Origin of the sequence: Pseudomonas sp. 21LCFQ02, from assembly GCF_024129895.2 — a bacterium.
Lineage (GTDB): Bacteria > Pseudomonadota > Gammaproteobacteria > Pseudomonadales > Pseudomonadaceae > Aquipseudomonas.
Map to the genome: position 1 here is coordinate 3740932 of NZ_CM178749.1, position 13932 is coordinate 3754863.

General features: G+C 61.0%; 17 protein-coding genes. All 17 read left to right on the top strand.

Annotated features, from left to right (window positions below):
• The 17 genes from NJC40_RS16875 to NJC40_RS16955 all read left to right on the top strand — a co-directional run bounded on the left by NJC40_RS16875 (position 1) and on the right by NJC40_RS16955 (position 13932).
• Positions 1 to 207: a phage head-tail joining protein gene (locus NJC40_RS16875; RefSeq protein WP_253140377.1), complete on the top strand. Its 207-nt coding sequence runs from the start codon at positions 1 to 3 to the stop codon at positions 205 to 207.
• The gene (locus NJC40_RS16880; protein WP_253140378.1) at positions 207 to 1682 is read left to right on the top strand and encodes a phage portal protein; all 1476 of its coding nucleotides are present in this window, start codon (positions 207 to 209) and stop codon (positions 1680 to 1682) included. Before NJC40_RS16875 ends, NJC40_RS16880 begins: the two co-directional genes overlap by 1 nt.
• Positions 1679 to 2791 (top strand): head maturation protease, ClpP-related, encoded by a 1113-nt coding sequence (locus tag NJC40_RS16885; RefSeq protein ID WP_253140379.1) that lies wholly within the window; start codon positions 1679 to 1681, stop codon positions 2789 to 2791. The genes NJC40_RS16880 and NJC40_RS16885 overlap by 4 nt, the downstream gene beginning before the upstream one ends.
• A gap of 5 nt (positions 2792 to 2796) precedes the next feature.
• Positions 2797 to 3141, top strand: a complete 345-nt coding sequence (locus NJC40_RS16890) for a head decoration protein (RefSeq protein ID WP_253140380.1) — start codon at positions 2797 to 2799, stop codon at positions 3139 to 3141.
• Between the two features lie 83 nt (positions 3142 to 3224).
• A complete protein-coding gene (locus tag NJC40_RS16895) occupies positions 3225 to 4220 on the top strand; it encodes a major capsid protein (protein ID WP_253140381.1) in 996 nt (331 codons plus the stop codon).
• A 2-nt stretch (positions 4221 to 4222) separates the two neighbouring features.
• Entirely contained in the window at positions 4223 to 4537 is a 315-nt protein-coding gene (locus NJC40_RS16900) for a head-tail joining protein (RefSeq protein WP_253140382.1), read from the top strand.
• Complete coding sequence (locus NJC40_RS16905; RefSeq protein ID WP_253140383.1) at positions 4534 to 5196, top strand: phage tail protein; 663 nt, start codon at positions 4534 to 4536, stop codon at positions 5194 to 5196. Before NJC40_RS16900 ends, NJC40_RS16905 begins: the two co-directional genes overlap by 4 nt.
• Complete coding sequence (locus tag NJC40_RS16910) at positions 5189 to 5710, top strand: hypothetical protein (protein ID WP_253140384.1); 522 nt, start codon at positions 5189 to 5191, stop codon at positions 5708 to 5710. The genes NJC40_RS16905 and NJC40_RS16910 overlap by 8 nt, the downstream gene beginning before the upstream one ends.
• 29 nt (positions 5711 to 5739) lie before the next feature.
• Entirely contained in the window at positions 5740 to 6270 is a 531-nt protein-coding gene (locus NJC40_RS16915; protein ID WP_253140512.1) for a phage baseplate assembly protein V, read from the top strand.
• 62 nt (positions 6271 to 6332) lie between these two features.
• Positions 6333 to 6578 carry a hypothetical protein gene (locus tag NJC40_RS16920; protein WP_253140385.1) on the top strand — a complete coding sequence of 82 codons (246 nt, stop codon included), beginning with the start codon at positions 6333 to 6335 and terminating at the stop codon, positions 6576 to 6578.
• Positions 6579 to 6582: 4 nt separating this feature from the next.
• Entirely contained in the window at positions 6583 to 6909 is a 327-nt protein-coding gene (locus NJC40_RS16925; protein ID WP_253140386.1) for a GPW/gp25 family protein, read from the top strand.
• A 35-nt stretch (positions 6910 to 6944) separates the two neighbouring features.
• Positions 6945 to 7751 (top strand): baseplate assembly protein, encoded by an 807-nt coding sequence (locus NJC40_RS16930; RefSeq protein ID WP_492180356.1) that lies wholly within the window; start codon positions 6945 to 6947, stop codon positions 7749 to 7751.
• Entirely contained in the window at positions 7744 to 9219 is a 1476-nt protein-coding gene (locus NJC40_RS16935; protein WP_253140388.1) for a phage tail protein I, read from the top strand. Before NJC40_RS16930 ends, NJC40_RS16935 begins: the two co-directional genes overlap by 8 nt.
• Positions 9220 to 9227: 8 nt before the next feature.
• Positions 9228 to 11759: a glycoside hydrolase family 78 protein gene (locus tag NJC40_RS16940; RefSeq protein ID WP_253140389.1), complete on the top strand. Its 2532-nt coding sequence runs from the start codon at positions 9228 to 9230 to the stop codon at positions 11757 to 11759.
• 26 nt (positions 11760 to 11785) lie between these two features.
• A complete protein-coding gene (locus NJC40_RS16945; RefSeq protein WP_253140390.1) occupies positions 11786 to 12358 on the top strand; it encodes an HI_1402-related protein in 573 nt (190 codons plus the stop codon).
• Positions 12352 to 12693: a hypothetical protein gene (locus NJC40_RS16950; protein WP_253140391.1), complete on the top strand. Its 342-nt coding sequence runs from the start codon at positions 12352 to 12354 to the stop codon at positions 12691 to 12693. Before NJC40_RS16945 ends, NJC40_RS16950 begins: the two co-directional genes overlap by 7 nt.
• Before the next feature lie 66 nt (positions 12694 to 12759).
• Positions 12760 to 13932, top strand: a complete 1173-nt coding sequence (locus NJC40_RS16955) for a phage tail sheath subtilisin-like domain-containing protein (protein ID WP_253140392.1) — start codon at positions 12760 to 12762, stop codon at positions 13930 to 13932.

Below are 13932 nucleotides of genomic sequence, written 5' to 3' on the forward strand. Positions count from 1 at the left end.
ATGTCCTTTACCACCAAGCACCTTGAGGCAGTCGAGGCGGCGATTGCTCGCGGCGAAAAAGTCGTTCGCTACGCTGACCGTACTGTCGAATATCGCGACGTCGATGACCTGCTCAGGGCCCGCGAAGAGATTCGCAGTTCCCTTGCCAGCAGTGGGCCGGCGCGTCCACGTGCGTTTCGCCTGCAGCATGGCGGCAGGGGGATCTGATGGCGCGCTACCCAACGCTGACCCGCCAAGGGTTCCTGCTGCCGTCGAACATCAAGGCCAGCTACGAAGGTGCCGGAGAAGGGCGCCGCTCGGCGAACTGGGACGCGCCTGATCACGGTATCAACAGCTTGCTGATGCCGGCGCTGAGCAACCTGCGGGCCCGCTCGCGCGCTGCACTGCGCAATGATCCCTATGCCTTCAACGTCATTGATCGTCGTGTCAGCAACCTGATCGGCACGGGGATCACGCCCAGGCCGCTGATTGCTGACTCCGAACAACGCAAGGCCCAGCAGGTGCTGTGGGCTGACTGGGTCGACGAAGCCGACGCGGATGACCGCAGCGATTTCTACGGCCTCCAGGCGCTGGTGGCCAAGACGGTCGAATCCTCAGGCGAATGCTTTGTTCGCCTGCGGCCACGGCTGCTCAGCGACGGTTACGCGGTGCCGCTGCAACTGCAGGTGCTGGCCCCTGAGTTTGTGCCGCACGACAAGTTCGAGATCGCCCGGTCGGGCAATGTGATTAAGGCCGGTATCGAGTTCAATGGCGTCGGCAAGCGCGTGGCTTACTGGATGTACCGCTCGCACCCTCGCGATGCGTCCTCGCTCAACGGCGGTTACAACCAAGTGGTGCGGGTGCCGGCTGCGCAGGTGCTGCACATCTTCGAACCCCAGGAGCCCGGCCAGTTGCGTGGGCTCCCGCGCTTGGCGCCGGTGCTGAAGCGACTGCGCAGCCTGGACAACTACGACGACGCAGTGCTGTTTCGGCAAGAGGTGGCGAACCTGTTCGCCGGATTCATCAAACGGCCCGCACCCGACATGGGGCCAGCGCCGCGCGACCCGATCACCGGCGCGCCACTGAACCTCGATGGTGATGGCTTCACGCCAATGGTGGCGCTGGAGCCTGGCACGATGCAGGAGCTGGCGGCCGGTGAAGAGGTGGAGTTCTCCACTCCGCCGGATGCCGGAAACAACTACCCCGACTTCATGCGGCAGCAATTGATGGCCGCTGCGGCTGGGGCCGGTATCCCTTACGAACTGCTTACAGGCGACATGCGCGGCGTTAACGACCGGGTCATGCGTGTGGTGCTCACCGAGTTCCGGCGGCGTCTGGAACAGCTGCAATTCGGTGTGTATGTCCATCAGCTGTGTCGCCCCGTGCGAGCGGCCTGGATGGATATGGCCGTGCTTTCCGGTGCGCTTGACCTGCCCGATTACGCGCAGCGGCGTCGTGAGTACTTGCGCACTCGTTGGATTCCGCAGGGTTGGGCCTACATCAACCCGGTGCAGGACGTTCAGGCGCGGATGATGGAGGTCAACGCAGGCTTTGCATCGCGTAGCGAAATGGTACTGCGCACCGGCTACGACGCTGAAACCGTCGACGACGAGAACGCGGCGGACGTCGCCCGCGCCAAAGCGCTGGGCCTTCAATACTCAACGCTCGTCACCGAGCAACCAGAACCCGAGGAAATCCCATGAGTAAAGCGGTCGCTCCGGTGTTGTACAACAACGCCGGAAAGAAGGTGCAGGTCAACGCTGAGCACTGGTATCAGATCCAAGCCTCGACCGAGGCTGGCCAGCCCATCGAGGTCTTTGTCTACGGCGAGATCGGCGGGTGGGGCGTCACAGCCAACCAGTTCGTGCAGGACCTGCGGGCTGTTGACGATGGCCTGTCTGAGGTCATTGTCGCGTTCAACAGCCCAGGCGGCGACCTGTTCGAAGGCCTGGCCATCCACAACGCCTTGGCGCGACTGGGTGAGCGTGGCGTCGGCCGCGTTGATGCGCTTGCTGCTAGTGCTGCAAGCGTGGCGGTGTGCGGCGCGCACAAGGTTGTGATGACTGCCAACGCCATGATGATGATTCACAACCCATGGACCTGGGCGGCAGGGGATGCCGATGACCTGCGCCACGTAGCAGGTGTGCTCGACCAGACCCTGGAGGCCATCGTCGCGGCCTATAAGGCCAAGGCGCCCAATATCGATGAGGCTGAACTGCGGCGGCTGATCGACGCCGAAACCTGGCTCACGGCCAATGAGGCCAAGGCGCTCGGGCTCGCAGACGAGGTTGGCAGTGGTGTTGAGGTCAAAGCCTGTCTCGGGCAGGGCCAGGCCATGAAGCGCTTTCGCAACACGCCCAAGTCTTTGAGCGAGCCCGCTGAGCCCAGTGGGCCGGATAAGCCAGCCGAGCCTGAAACCTCCCCGGTGCTGGCTCTGTTGGTGACTCAGACCTGCCGTGATGCGGGCATCAGCAATCTGGTTGATCCGATCATCAGCAATACCAAGCTGGCCAGCGAAGCGGTGGTCAAAGCAGCACTGACCCAGGCCAAGGAAGTGCACAACCTCTGCGTTGCCGCACGGCTGCCGGAGTTGGCCGCCGAGTATGTAACGGCAGGGCTGGACACTACCGCAGTCCGGGCGCGGCTGTTCGAGAAGGTCGTCGGCTCAGGCAAGGGCATTGAGATCGACAGCAGCCTGCCTATCGAAGATGACCCAGCTACCAAGCCTCAGGCGAAACAGCCTGACGTGCACAGCATCTACGCGGCGCGCCGGGCGGCACAGCCCGGCAATCAACAATCCAACCGAGGTTGACCAGCATGACCACCATCAAAGAATCGATCCATCCCGGCGAGTTTCTCCTGTCCGAAGGTGCCGGCAGCATTTCCCGTGAAGCCATCAACGTCGCGGCAGGTGAAGCCCTTCCAGCCGGCCAGGTCCTGGGTCTGGTCTCTGCCTCGGGCGAGTTTGCGCCCTACAGCCCCGCCGCCGAAGACGGCAGCGAAGTCGCGGTAGCGATCCTGTTCGCAGGCCTGGCCTCTTCCGACATCGTCCGTCGTGGCCGCGCGGTGGTACGCCTGGCCGAAGTCAGCGAAGCGCACCTGACTGGCCTGGATCTGGACGGCGAGAAAGCGCTCGGCAAGCAGTTCATCATCGTTCGTTAAGGCCAGCGTCGCCTTTCGCTACTGTTTCATCAATTCCCTACAGCCCCGCCTTTGCGGGGTTTTGCGTTTCTGGAGAAGGATCCATGGCTGAAATCAGCATTTTTGAAGAACTGGTGTTCGGCGTGCCGGCACTGACTGTCGCGATCAACGAGCAACCGTATCTGCCGGGGCGCATCGGTGCCTTGGGCCTGTTCCAAGAACAGGGTATTCAAACCCTGACCGTACAGATCGAAAAGGACGGCGACACGCTGGCCCTGGTGCCTGCGGGTGAGCGTGGCACTTCCGGTCTGGTGGTGGGTGCCAGCAAACGGGATCTGATCCCGTTCAACACCGTGCACCTGCCGCAGCGTTTCACCATCAAGGCCGATGAGATTCAGAGCATCCGCGCCTTCGGCAGCCAGACCGAACTGCAGGCGGTGCAGGATGTGGTCAATGCTCGTCTGGCCAGGGCCCGCCGTCAGCTCGATGCCACCCATGAGTTTCAACGCATGGGTGCGCTCAACGGCGTGGTGCTGGATGCCGACGGTGAGTCGGTGCTGCTGAACATCTACGATCGCTTCGGCGTTCAGCGACAAACTCTGCCGATGAACCTCAACGATCCGGCCACCGACGTGCGGGTTCGAACCGGTGAAGCGCTGGATATGCAAGAGGATGCGCTGGGGAACGTCACCAGTTCCGGTTCGCGAGCGTTCTGTGGCAAGAACTTCTGGAACAAGCTGATCGGTCACAAGTCCGTCAAGGAAACCTATATCGCGACCATCGCGGCGGCTGAGCTGCGTGGCGATGCCCGCGAGAGCTTCGAGTTCGGTGGCGTGATCTGGGAGCGCTATCGTGGCAAAGTCGCGGGCGTTTCGTTCGTGCACGATGACGAAGCCCGCCTGGTGCCCGAAGGTGTACCTGACCTGTACATCTCGGCGTTCGCGCCTGCCGACTACATGGAAACGGTCAACACCCTGGGCATCCCGTACTACAGCAAGTTGGAGACCCTGCCGTTCGGTAAGGGCGTTGCCGGTGAAGCACAGTCCAACCCGTTGCACCTGTGCACCCGGCCGCGTGCCCAAATCCGCCTGACGCTGTAGCCATGGCATTCCGTGATCTGATTGCTGACATCGATGAGGCCGTCTTCGACACGCTTTCCGATGCGGGCACCATTGAGGGTCGACCCGTCGCTGGAATGTTTTCGGTGCCCTGGCTGCAGCCGCGTATAGGGCGACAGCCCACTGCACTGCGTGAGCCTTCTTTCGTCATTCGGGTGAATGATGCAGATGGGGTCGAGAAGGCTCAGACGGTTGAGATCGACTTGCCTGTTAAAGACGGGGGTGGGCGGTACACCGTTATCGGCGTCGAGCCTGGCGGGGATGGTCTTGTCACCCTTGTACTGAGGATCAAACCATGAGCGTGGGATCGCATTTCCGCACCTCGGCCTCGACCGGGGAGATCACCATTCAGGCCACCAAGGCCGATCTGCAAGCCTTCTCTGCGTTTGTATCAGCGGTGCCAAAGGCTGCCGCCAATGCGCAGCGTCGAGCGATCAACAAGACCCTGGGCTGGTTGCGCACGCACATCGCCCGGGCCGTGGGTCAGAAGGAAGGCATTGCCATGAAGGCCGTGCGGCAACGCCTGCGTACGTACCTGGTTCGGGGCGGCACCATGCGCGGCAAGCTCTGGTTCGGCCTCAACCCCTTGGAAGCCTCGCGCACTGGTCGGGCACGACAGACCCGCACTGGCGTCTCGGTAGGGCGTCGTCGTTACGCGGGGGCGTTTTATAAGAAGGTGTATGGCGGCGCTCCTGACATCTGGATCAGGACGGGCAGTAAGCACTTCTCTGCTGACGACTACCCGGCCAGCGACGTGTCGGGTGCTGGTGGTCCCAGCTCTGGCTGGATCTCTGAGAACGACAGTCGCTTTCCGTTGGCGAAGGCCAAGATCGAGCTGGACGATGTGCTGCCTCTCTTTCGTTCCTGGACCCAGCAAGCGGAGAAGCGCTTCCTTGAATTGCTCAAGCAAGAGCTGAACTTTGAACTGCAGAAGCACAGGAGCAAGGGCCGTGGGTGACGACGAACCGCAACCGCTGGAACTCAACGCGCTGTACGCAATCATTGAGCAGGTCATCCGCGACCGGATCACGGGTTTGGAATTCGTCGAGTTCTGGCCGGCCGGGTTGCCCAGTATTCCGCTTCCGGCAGTTCTGCTGGAAATGCCGGAGTTTGAGCCTGGCATTGATGACGGCACAGGATGCACTGCCTTAGTGGCTCGCTTCGAGGCGCGCTGCGTTGTGGGTTCCGAGGTACATGAACCCGAGAAGCAAGCCTGTCATATCGCAACCCAGTTGGCGGTGTTGCTGCATGGCCAGTACTGGCAGGGCAGCGGGCTAGATGCTGCGGAGTTGGTGCAGGCCGTCCAAGACTGGACCAAGCCTGAACTGGACGGCTACATCGTCTGGCTCGTGGAGTGGACCCAGCCCATCAAGCTGGGCGAGGAGGAGTGGCCCTGGCCTGATAATCCTCCCGCCACATTGACCCTCGGGCCTGGTGACGATGCGGCAGACATCGCTGGGGTGTTTCCGTGAGTCGGGCGGTTGTCGGTGAGCATGACCGGATGATCGCGGCGATGATCATGTCGGGCAAGGTCAGCGCCGTCGACCTCAATGCCGGCAAGGTGCGGATGGTCGGCCAGGATGGCTGGGTATCTCCATGGGTGAAGTGGCATGGCCAAGCTGCTGGTAAAGCCCGCCACTGGCGGGCACCGACCGTTGGTGAGGGCGGTACGCTGTTCAATCCGAGCGGTGTACCTGGTGCTGGCACATTCGTGCCGGGGCTGTTCAGTGATGCGGGTACCGCTCCAGATAACCGCGATCATGTGGAAGTTTGGGAGTTCGATGATGGGGGCCGGATCGTCTACGACTGGAATGCAAAGACCTACGACATCAATCTGCCGACCGGCACCGTAACCATCAAGGTGGCCGGGTCGACGGTCACTGTGGCTGATGCCGGTATCACCCTTGAGGCACCGACGATCAAGCTTGTCGGGCCTACCGAAATTGATGGGACGCTGCACGTCACGGATGCGGTGACTGGCGCATCGACGATCATTGACGCGGCCGGTAACAGCAATAACCACAAGCACTGACGTGCGATACCGAACCATTCACTACCCGCGCTCTGCGGGTTTTTTATTGTCTGGAGAAACTGATGACGACTACGAAAATCGACAAGGCCGTCGAGGTCGGCGTTCTGGAGCCGGTCGAGGCAAGCCTGCCAGCGGCTACCCCGCTTGAGCCGATGCGCATGTTTCGTGACAAGGCTTACATGTCGCGCACGCTGATCATGCCTGATGGCCGTGGCCTCGATGTTCGCGGTGGACAGGTCGGTGCCTTTGGTGACGAACAGTTCGCTTTCCTGAACGCACACCCTGACCTCGAACGCATCGTGGAGTGACCTGATGATCGGAATGGATCGCCGAACAGGTAAGCCGCTCGCGGGTATCGACCACCTCCGGCAGTCCATCGAAGACATCCTCACGACTCGCTTGGGCGAGCGCCGGATGCTGCCTGACTACGGTTCCGGCCTCTGGCGCTTCGTCGACCTGCCGGTTACCGAAGGCTGGAAAAGTTCGGTACAGGCTGAGGTGGCCAGGGCGCTGGGCCGGTGGGAGCCACGTATCAAGCTGGAACGGGTGCAGGTCACCGCCGTGATGGACGGCAAGATCACGATGACCTTGACCGGCGAATACCTGGGTGACTCGGCTGTGATTGAGGTGAATGCATGAATCAGCTCGATCTTTCAAAGCTTCCGGTACCTGACGTGATTGAGACCATCGATTACGAAACGGAATTTGCCGCGGTGCTGGAGCGGTACCGGGTACTGATGGGTGACGACTGGACTGCGACCGTTCAGTCCGACCCGGTGATGAAGCTCCTGCAGGACGTGGCCTACGAGAAGATCACACTGCGTGCGCGTGTAAACGCGGCGGCCAAGGCGGTGCTGCTCGCTTCTGCGAATGGTGCTGACCTGGATCATGTGCTCTCGCTGGTAGGGGCTGAGCGGCTGGACGGTGAGTCCAATGATGCATTCCGCGAGCGCGGGCGTCTTGCTCCCTACGGGTTCAGCACAGCCGGCCCTGGCAATGCCTACCGCTATCACGCGCTCAGTGCGCATGACGACGTACTGGATGTCTGGGTCGATTCTCCAGAGCCGGGTGTCGTGCGCGTCACGGTGCTGAGTCGATCTGGCCAGGGTGTGCCGGGCGATGAGGTGCTAGCGGCTGTGCGTGAGCGGCTTAACGCTGAGGACGTGCGGCCGCTGAGCGATACGGTCCTTGTCGAGCCGGCGCAGGTCGTGCTCTGGGAACTGATCGCAACCTTGCACTTCCCCAGCGGTGCAGCAACGGAGCCGGCAGTTGCTGCGGCGCATGTGGCTGCTGAAGCCTACGCGACGGCGTCGCGGCGGCTTAACCGGCCGCTGCGGCGCAGCATGTTGATTGCTGCGCTGGGCGTTTCGGGTGTTATCGATGTCGAGCTGTCCAGCCTGGCCGATGACATCCCGGCCGGCGTGCAGGTTGCACCGTTCTGCACGGCGATCAAGCTGACCTCGGTGGTGGACTATGGCTAGCGTCTATCTCCCCAAGAACAGGACTGTCTTCGAGCGGGCGGTGGCGGATTCTGGTGCGTTCCGTGAGATCGATCCGGATGTCATTCGCACGCTGTACGACGTCGACCAGTGCCCGCCGGAGTTCCTGCCTTACTTGGGGTGGGCGCTGTCGGTGGACTTCTGGGAGCTGGCTGCCGACGACGATCAGCGCCGTGACTTGATTCGCAATGCGATCACCTGGCACCGCAAGCGGGGCACGCCTTGGTCCATCAAGGCAGCGCTGGCAGCCTTCGGTTATCCGGTTCTGGAGCTGATCGAGCAGCCTGAATACCACCGGCAATGGATCGCGGCGGGTGGCCGGGTGTTGGATGGGACCTGGCAGACCGATGGAGCGGTCACGCTCGATGCGCCGGGCACTGCAGTCACAGGCCAACTGGTGCGCCGAGTTGCCCTGAACCATTGGGCGGAATATGCCATCCGGCTGAATGCTGCGGTGGGCATCTGGACCCGCGAGCATCAGCGCAAGATTCGTATGGTCGCTGAATCGTTCGCCCCGGAGCGCAGCCATCTGGCTCGACTGATCGCTGGTGTCGCTCTGCAGTTTGACTCGCGGATCAGCATGACCGGGCCTTCACCCAAGCTGACCGTCTCATTCAACTGCTGCCAGCGCTTCAAGCCAGTTGAGCGGCTGATGCTGGACGGCTGCTGGAATCTCGACGGTGGGTACGTCCCCTTGGGGCTGGATGGCGGGTGGACGCTTGACGGGCGGGTCTTGAATGGCCGAAAGCCTGTTGGCCGGCCACTAGATCGCGGCCATCTTTCGTTCGGATCCACCATCCGCATGAGCCTTGGCATGCACATCGGCGGCTCCTTCAGTGAGCCGCTTGTAGTGCTCGGCAACTCATGGCGAAAGCTGGATGGACGCTGGCACCTCAATGACCCGCTCCTGCGCGGGTGGCCTCTGTCCGAGGGGCTGAAGCTCGGTGACAACCGGCTCAGCCGTTTAGCTATCCCTCACCTCGATGGTACCTGGCTGCTGGGAGGGCGGCGTGGTGGGCCAGGCATTCAGTTCGATGGCGTGGTCCGGGTTCGGAACGCGGGCATCACGACACAGGAACCTTTCATGAGTACGCCGCAAACAACCCCTGTTACCCATGCATATCGCAACCATGTTGCGACCGCAGCGCTTACGGGCGGAGCCATTTCGAAGGCCGCCTGGATGGCATTCAGCGAAAGCGATGCTCCGTATTCGCCCGAACAGGACACAGCCCTGCCGGGTGAATTTGTGAGGGTACCCATCGACGGCGCTGTCACCGGTCCGAACCTGAAAGCGGTGGGCCTGTTGACCGGCGAATTGGCGGGCGATCGCGTGGTGCGCGGCGTTGCTGTGTTCACCGATTCGGGGCTGCTGATGGGGCGCCGAGTGCTCAAGCCCAAAGAGCTGGAGCAGGGCAGCACCATGGAAATCGACATCACATTTACTTACTGAGGTGAGCTATGCCGCTGAATCCCAGCGATAACCCCGTGTTCAGTGAACAGCTGCCGAAGCTGGACGAAAATAGTACCAGCCATGCAGATACCTGGAACCAGGTGCATCAGCCGTTGCTCGATAACGACGTTTTCTTGCGTCGTTCTTTTCTGGACCTAAGCGAGAGTCTGGGGGGGCGGATGACTGATATGGACAGTCGCGTGGCGGGCATCGAATCGTCCAGCGCCGTGTCCGTTCAAAGCGCCGTCGCCTTGGACTGGCTGTATCGCGGCAACAACGTGCGCTTCGAGATGTTCGCCAATGGTTATACGCTGATCGACATGGCCGCCTTGGCGGTCATTCAGGGCGTCAACGGCGATGACTCGGTCGACGTTACCAGCACTGAGAACCTGCGCGCCGGTGACTTCTATGTCTTGAGCGACAAGGCGGCGCAGGTGTCCGCGCTGGTGCAGGTCAAAACGATCCTGTCGGGCAGCCGTATTCGTTTGGCTGCGAACCTGACTCGCGACTGGGGCGCAACCGCGACTCTGAGCCGTTGCAGCTTCGACGTGCAGGCAGCCAGTAAGGCATTGGCACTGCCAGGCGATATCTACCTTTCGCGCTCGATCAACATCGGCACCGACCAATCCGGTGGCGCTGTGGTGATTCGCCGAACGCTGAACTCGGGCTTGGCCCGTCTGTACTACCGCGACGGCTACCAGCCCGACTGGAAGGAGTGCGGCTGGTCTACCCGCCGCACCGCTGACGTTCCTGCGGGCCTTGCGGATTATGAGTACATCCTGCCGATGCGCGGTGATGGCTGGTTGCGGCTAAGCGTTGAAGGCGAGGGCATGACTATTGCCCACATCGTGGCGCTGGGTCAGGCGACGGGGCTGGGCGGCTTCATTAACCCGGAGCAGCGCCCGAACACGCCGGTAACGACGTCGCCTGTCAATGCGGCGGTAAACGTCATGGAGCGCCCGGCGCTCGCGCTGGCGTCTTACTCGACCCCAGCCGGTAATGCCCAGGCAGCGGTCCAGTTTCAGCTCGCGACGTCGGCCGCGTTTGCGGTGGTTCAGCATGATTCCGGCGCGCTGGCGGCTGGCCTGTCTTATACCCCGGCAGCAGGTGTGCTGGCAGCCGGGACAATGTACTACTGGCGCGGCCGTGTGCAGGACGTTGCGGGGCTGTGGTCTGAATGGTCGACAGTGTCGAGCTTTTCCACGGCTGCATCGTTCGTGTATGTGGCTCCTCCCACGATCACCGGCCCGGTCGCCAATTCCACGGACGTGCCTGAACAGCCCACTGTCACGCTGTCGGCCTTCTCGGTTATCGGTGGCGCTGACACGCACAGGTCCAGCCAAGTGCAGATTCGTTCGGCAGAGGGCACTTATGCCGCGCCGGTGCACGACAGTGGCGCGGATACGGTCAACAAGCTGAGTCAGGTTGTTCCGGCGGGTAAGCTCAAGGCGGGTTTGTCGTATTACATGCGTGCGCGTCAGGAAGGCACGAACCGCGGCTTTGGCGAGTGGGGGCCAGAAATAAAGATTACGACCAAGGCTCAGTTCGCGAACATTATCGGCTTAGCCTTGCTGAGTCAGGGTGGTGGTGCGGGAAGCTGGGCGAGGGTTGACGAGGTCGGCGCTGCAAAGGTTACAGACGCATCGTTTTTTAGCTCGCATGCTATTTACGGAGCAATTCAAGAGCAGGTGATTGACGGACAGTCGATGATTCGTGTTCCTGCTTTCTATGTAAAGCGAGGGGTTATCCTTTCTGGTCCAAACTCTGGGAAAAAGGCAATTTGGGTGTCCGATCAGCCTGCTGCCGGTTTTACATTACATCCAGCATTCAAAAGTGCTGAGCAGAATATTTCTCAGTTCTGGGTTGGTAAGTATCAGGCCACTGTAGAAGGGACTAAGCTCGGTTCAAAGGCTGGGGCGACATCGGCCATTCAGATGAATGCTGATGTTTTAAAGACACGAGCTGAAAACCGAAATGTATCGGGAATTACCGGGTTTTCTATCTGGTCGATCTATCAGCTCTCGGCTATCCAGACGCTCGCACTTGTAGAGTTTGGCGGCCCTGATGTGCAGGCACTTATTGCCCCAGGTAATGTTTCAGGTGGGCAAATGGAGGTCGTTGACGGGCCGTTGAATGCCAAGGCGTCATGGAGGGGCCTGACTGGTCTGTGGGGGAATGCTTACCAGCTTGTTGACGGATTGAAGACGTCTTCGACGAGCGAAATTTTGATCTGGGATCGGAACGGTAATAAAGGTTTTGTAAGTACAGGGCAATTTGCACCAAGTTACGGATACACGGTAACTATGTCTGATGCTTCCGGCGTCGGTTACGATCTTCAGGATGTGTTCGTGGGGTCTGCTACAGACAGCAATAAAGCAAATGGTACTTATGGTGATGATACTAATATTAGGCCTAATGCGATTGCGTACCACGGTGGCAGTGTTAACTCTACAACGGCCGCGGGTCTTTTCGCTTTGACTGTTTTCTTTGAGTCAAACTTCTCTGCCAGCGATATCACTAGCCGTTTGGCAAAGATTTAGTATTTCCACATTCAAAGGTGCTTGTCTTGAAAATCGAGAATGGAAAACTGACCGTCGATGACGGCCGGGTAATTGCGGTGCCTGCGATTCAGGCCGATGCCGTTGCCCGAGTGTGGGAGGTGCCGAAGGAATACCGCGACAACGGCCTGTTTGTTGCTGTGGTGTTGCCGGGCCAGCCGCCCGAGATTCCAGCGTGTGACCAGGCGGCGGCGATGTTTCTGGGTGAAGTCGAATACCCAGCACCGGAGTCTGGCAAGCTGGCCGCCGCAAAGGTCGCCAAGCTGATCGATCTGAATGCGGCCTGTGAGCGTGCATTGGGCGAGCTGTCCAGCGCGTATCCGCCGGCCGAACTACAGAGCTGGCCGCAGCAAGTTGCTGAGGCCGCCGGCTTGCAGCTCGATCCACCGGCACAGGCGCCGTTGCTGACGGCTATTGCCGAGGCGCGAGGTGTAGCGGTTGCCGAACTTGCAGGCCGGGTGCAGCAGAAAGCTTTGGCTTACGCTGAGTTCTCTGGGGTGATCATCGGCAAGCGGCAGCGGCTCGAAGATGAGCTGGACGCCGCTGAAACCCTTGAGGCTGTGAGTGCCATTTCATGGTAGCCGCCGTTCTTCTGCTGTTTGGATGGGCGTGGCGCGTTGGGCTCGGCCTGCTGTTGCTTCTGCTGTGTGCGCTGGCGGCGGGTGTTGGCCTGAGTTGGATGCTGATTGCAGTCATCTGCAGCAGCGCCCGAGCCTGGCGCCTTGCCGTGTCATTCGACCAGCTAGCAAATGTGGCCTTCGGCGGCCATGAAGACGAGACGATCAGCTCCAGGGCTGGCAAGGCCGCGAGACGTGGCAAGCGCTGGGGCTGCGTGTTGTGCAGGTTCCTCGACCTGTTCGAGCGCAATCACTGTGAGCTGAGCATCGAGCCTGATCGCGGTAAACCGCTGACCTGATTACCGCCTTCACTCAAAACCCTACCGGCCCGCACTGCGGGTTTTTCGTTTCTGGAGAATGCCTTTATGGCGAATAGCACTGACTTCTTCCATGGCGTCACTGTGACGGCCGTGAACAGCGGCGCCCGAACTATCGCAACACCGTCATCTTCGATCATCGGCCTGGTCGATACTTTCACGCCAGGCGTCGGCCTGGCTTTGCCGGATGTCGCCGTGATGGTGACCACCGAGCGCGAAGCGATTGCTGCCTGGGGTGAAACTTCTGCGATCACCCGGGCCGCCCAAGCGGTGCTCCTGAAAGCCAAGGCGATGATCGTTGGCGTGGGTGTGGCCAAGCTCGCTGACGCGGCTGCGCTCACCTCTGCGATCATCGGTGGCGTGAAGGCCGATGGTACGCGCACAGGCCTGCAGGCGCTGCTCGACGGCAAGAGCAAGTTCAACGCCCAGCCGCGATTGCTGGCGGCGCCGAAGCATTCGGCCACGCATGCGGTGGCGGCCGCAATGGATGTACTGGCTGAGAAGCTCGGGGCCATTGCGATCATCGATGGGCCTGGCGCGACCGACGAAGCCGCATTGGCCTACGCCGATCTGTTCGGCAGTAAGCGGCTCTTTATGGTCGATCCTGGGGTGCAGATGTGGGACACCGCGCTGAATGCCACGGTCGACCATCCAGCGTCGGCGTTCGTGGCGGGTATGTTCGCCTGGACCGATGCTGAGTATGGCTTCTGGGCCTCGCCATCGAACAAAGAGTTCGCCGGTATCACCGGTACCACGCGGCCTGTCGAGTTCCTCGACGGCGACCCTACCTGCCGGGCGAACCTGCTCAACCGGGCGAATATCGCCACCATTATTCGTGACGACGGCTACCGCCTGTGGGGCAACCGCACGCTGTCTTCCGATTCGAAGTGGGCGTTCGTTACCAAGGTTCGGACTCGGGACATGGTCATGGCCGCGTTGCTGTACGGCATGAAGCCGTTCGTGGACATGCCGATCAGTCGCGGCTTCGTGAAGAGCGTCACCGAGACTGTGTCTGGTTTCTTGCGTGACTTGAAGGCCAAGGGCGCCCTGATCAACTTCGAGGTCTACCCGGACCTTGAGTTGACCACGGCTACCCAGTTGGAGCAGGGCAAGATCTACTGGCAAGTCCGCTTCACCGATACCCCGCCTGCCGAAAACCCCACGTTCCTGGTCGACGTCACGAACCAGTGGATTACCGAAGTTCTGGACACTCGCTCTTAA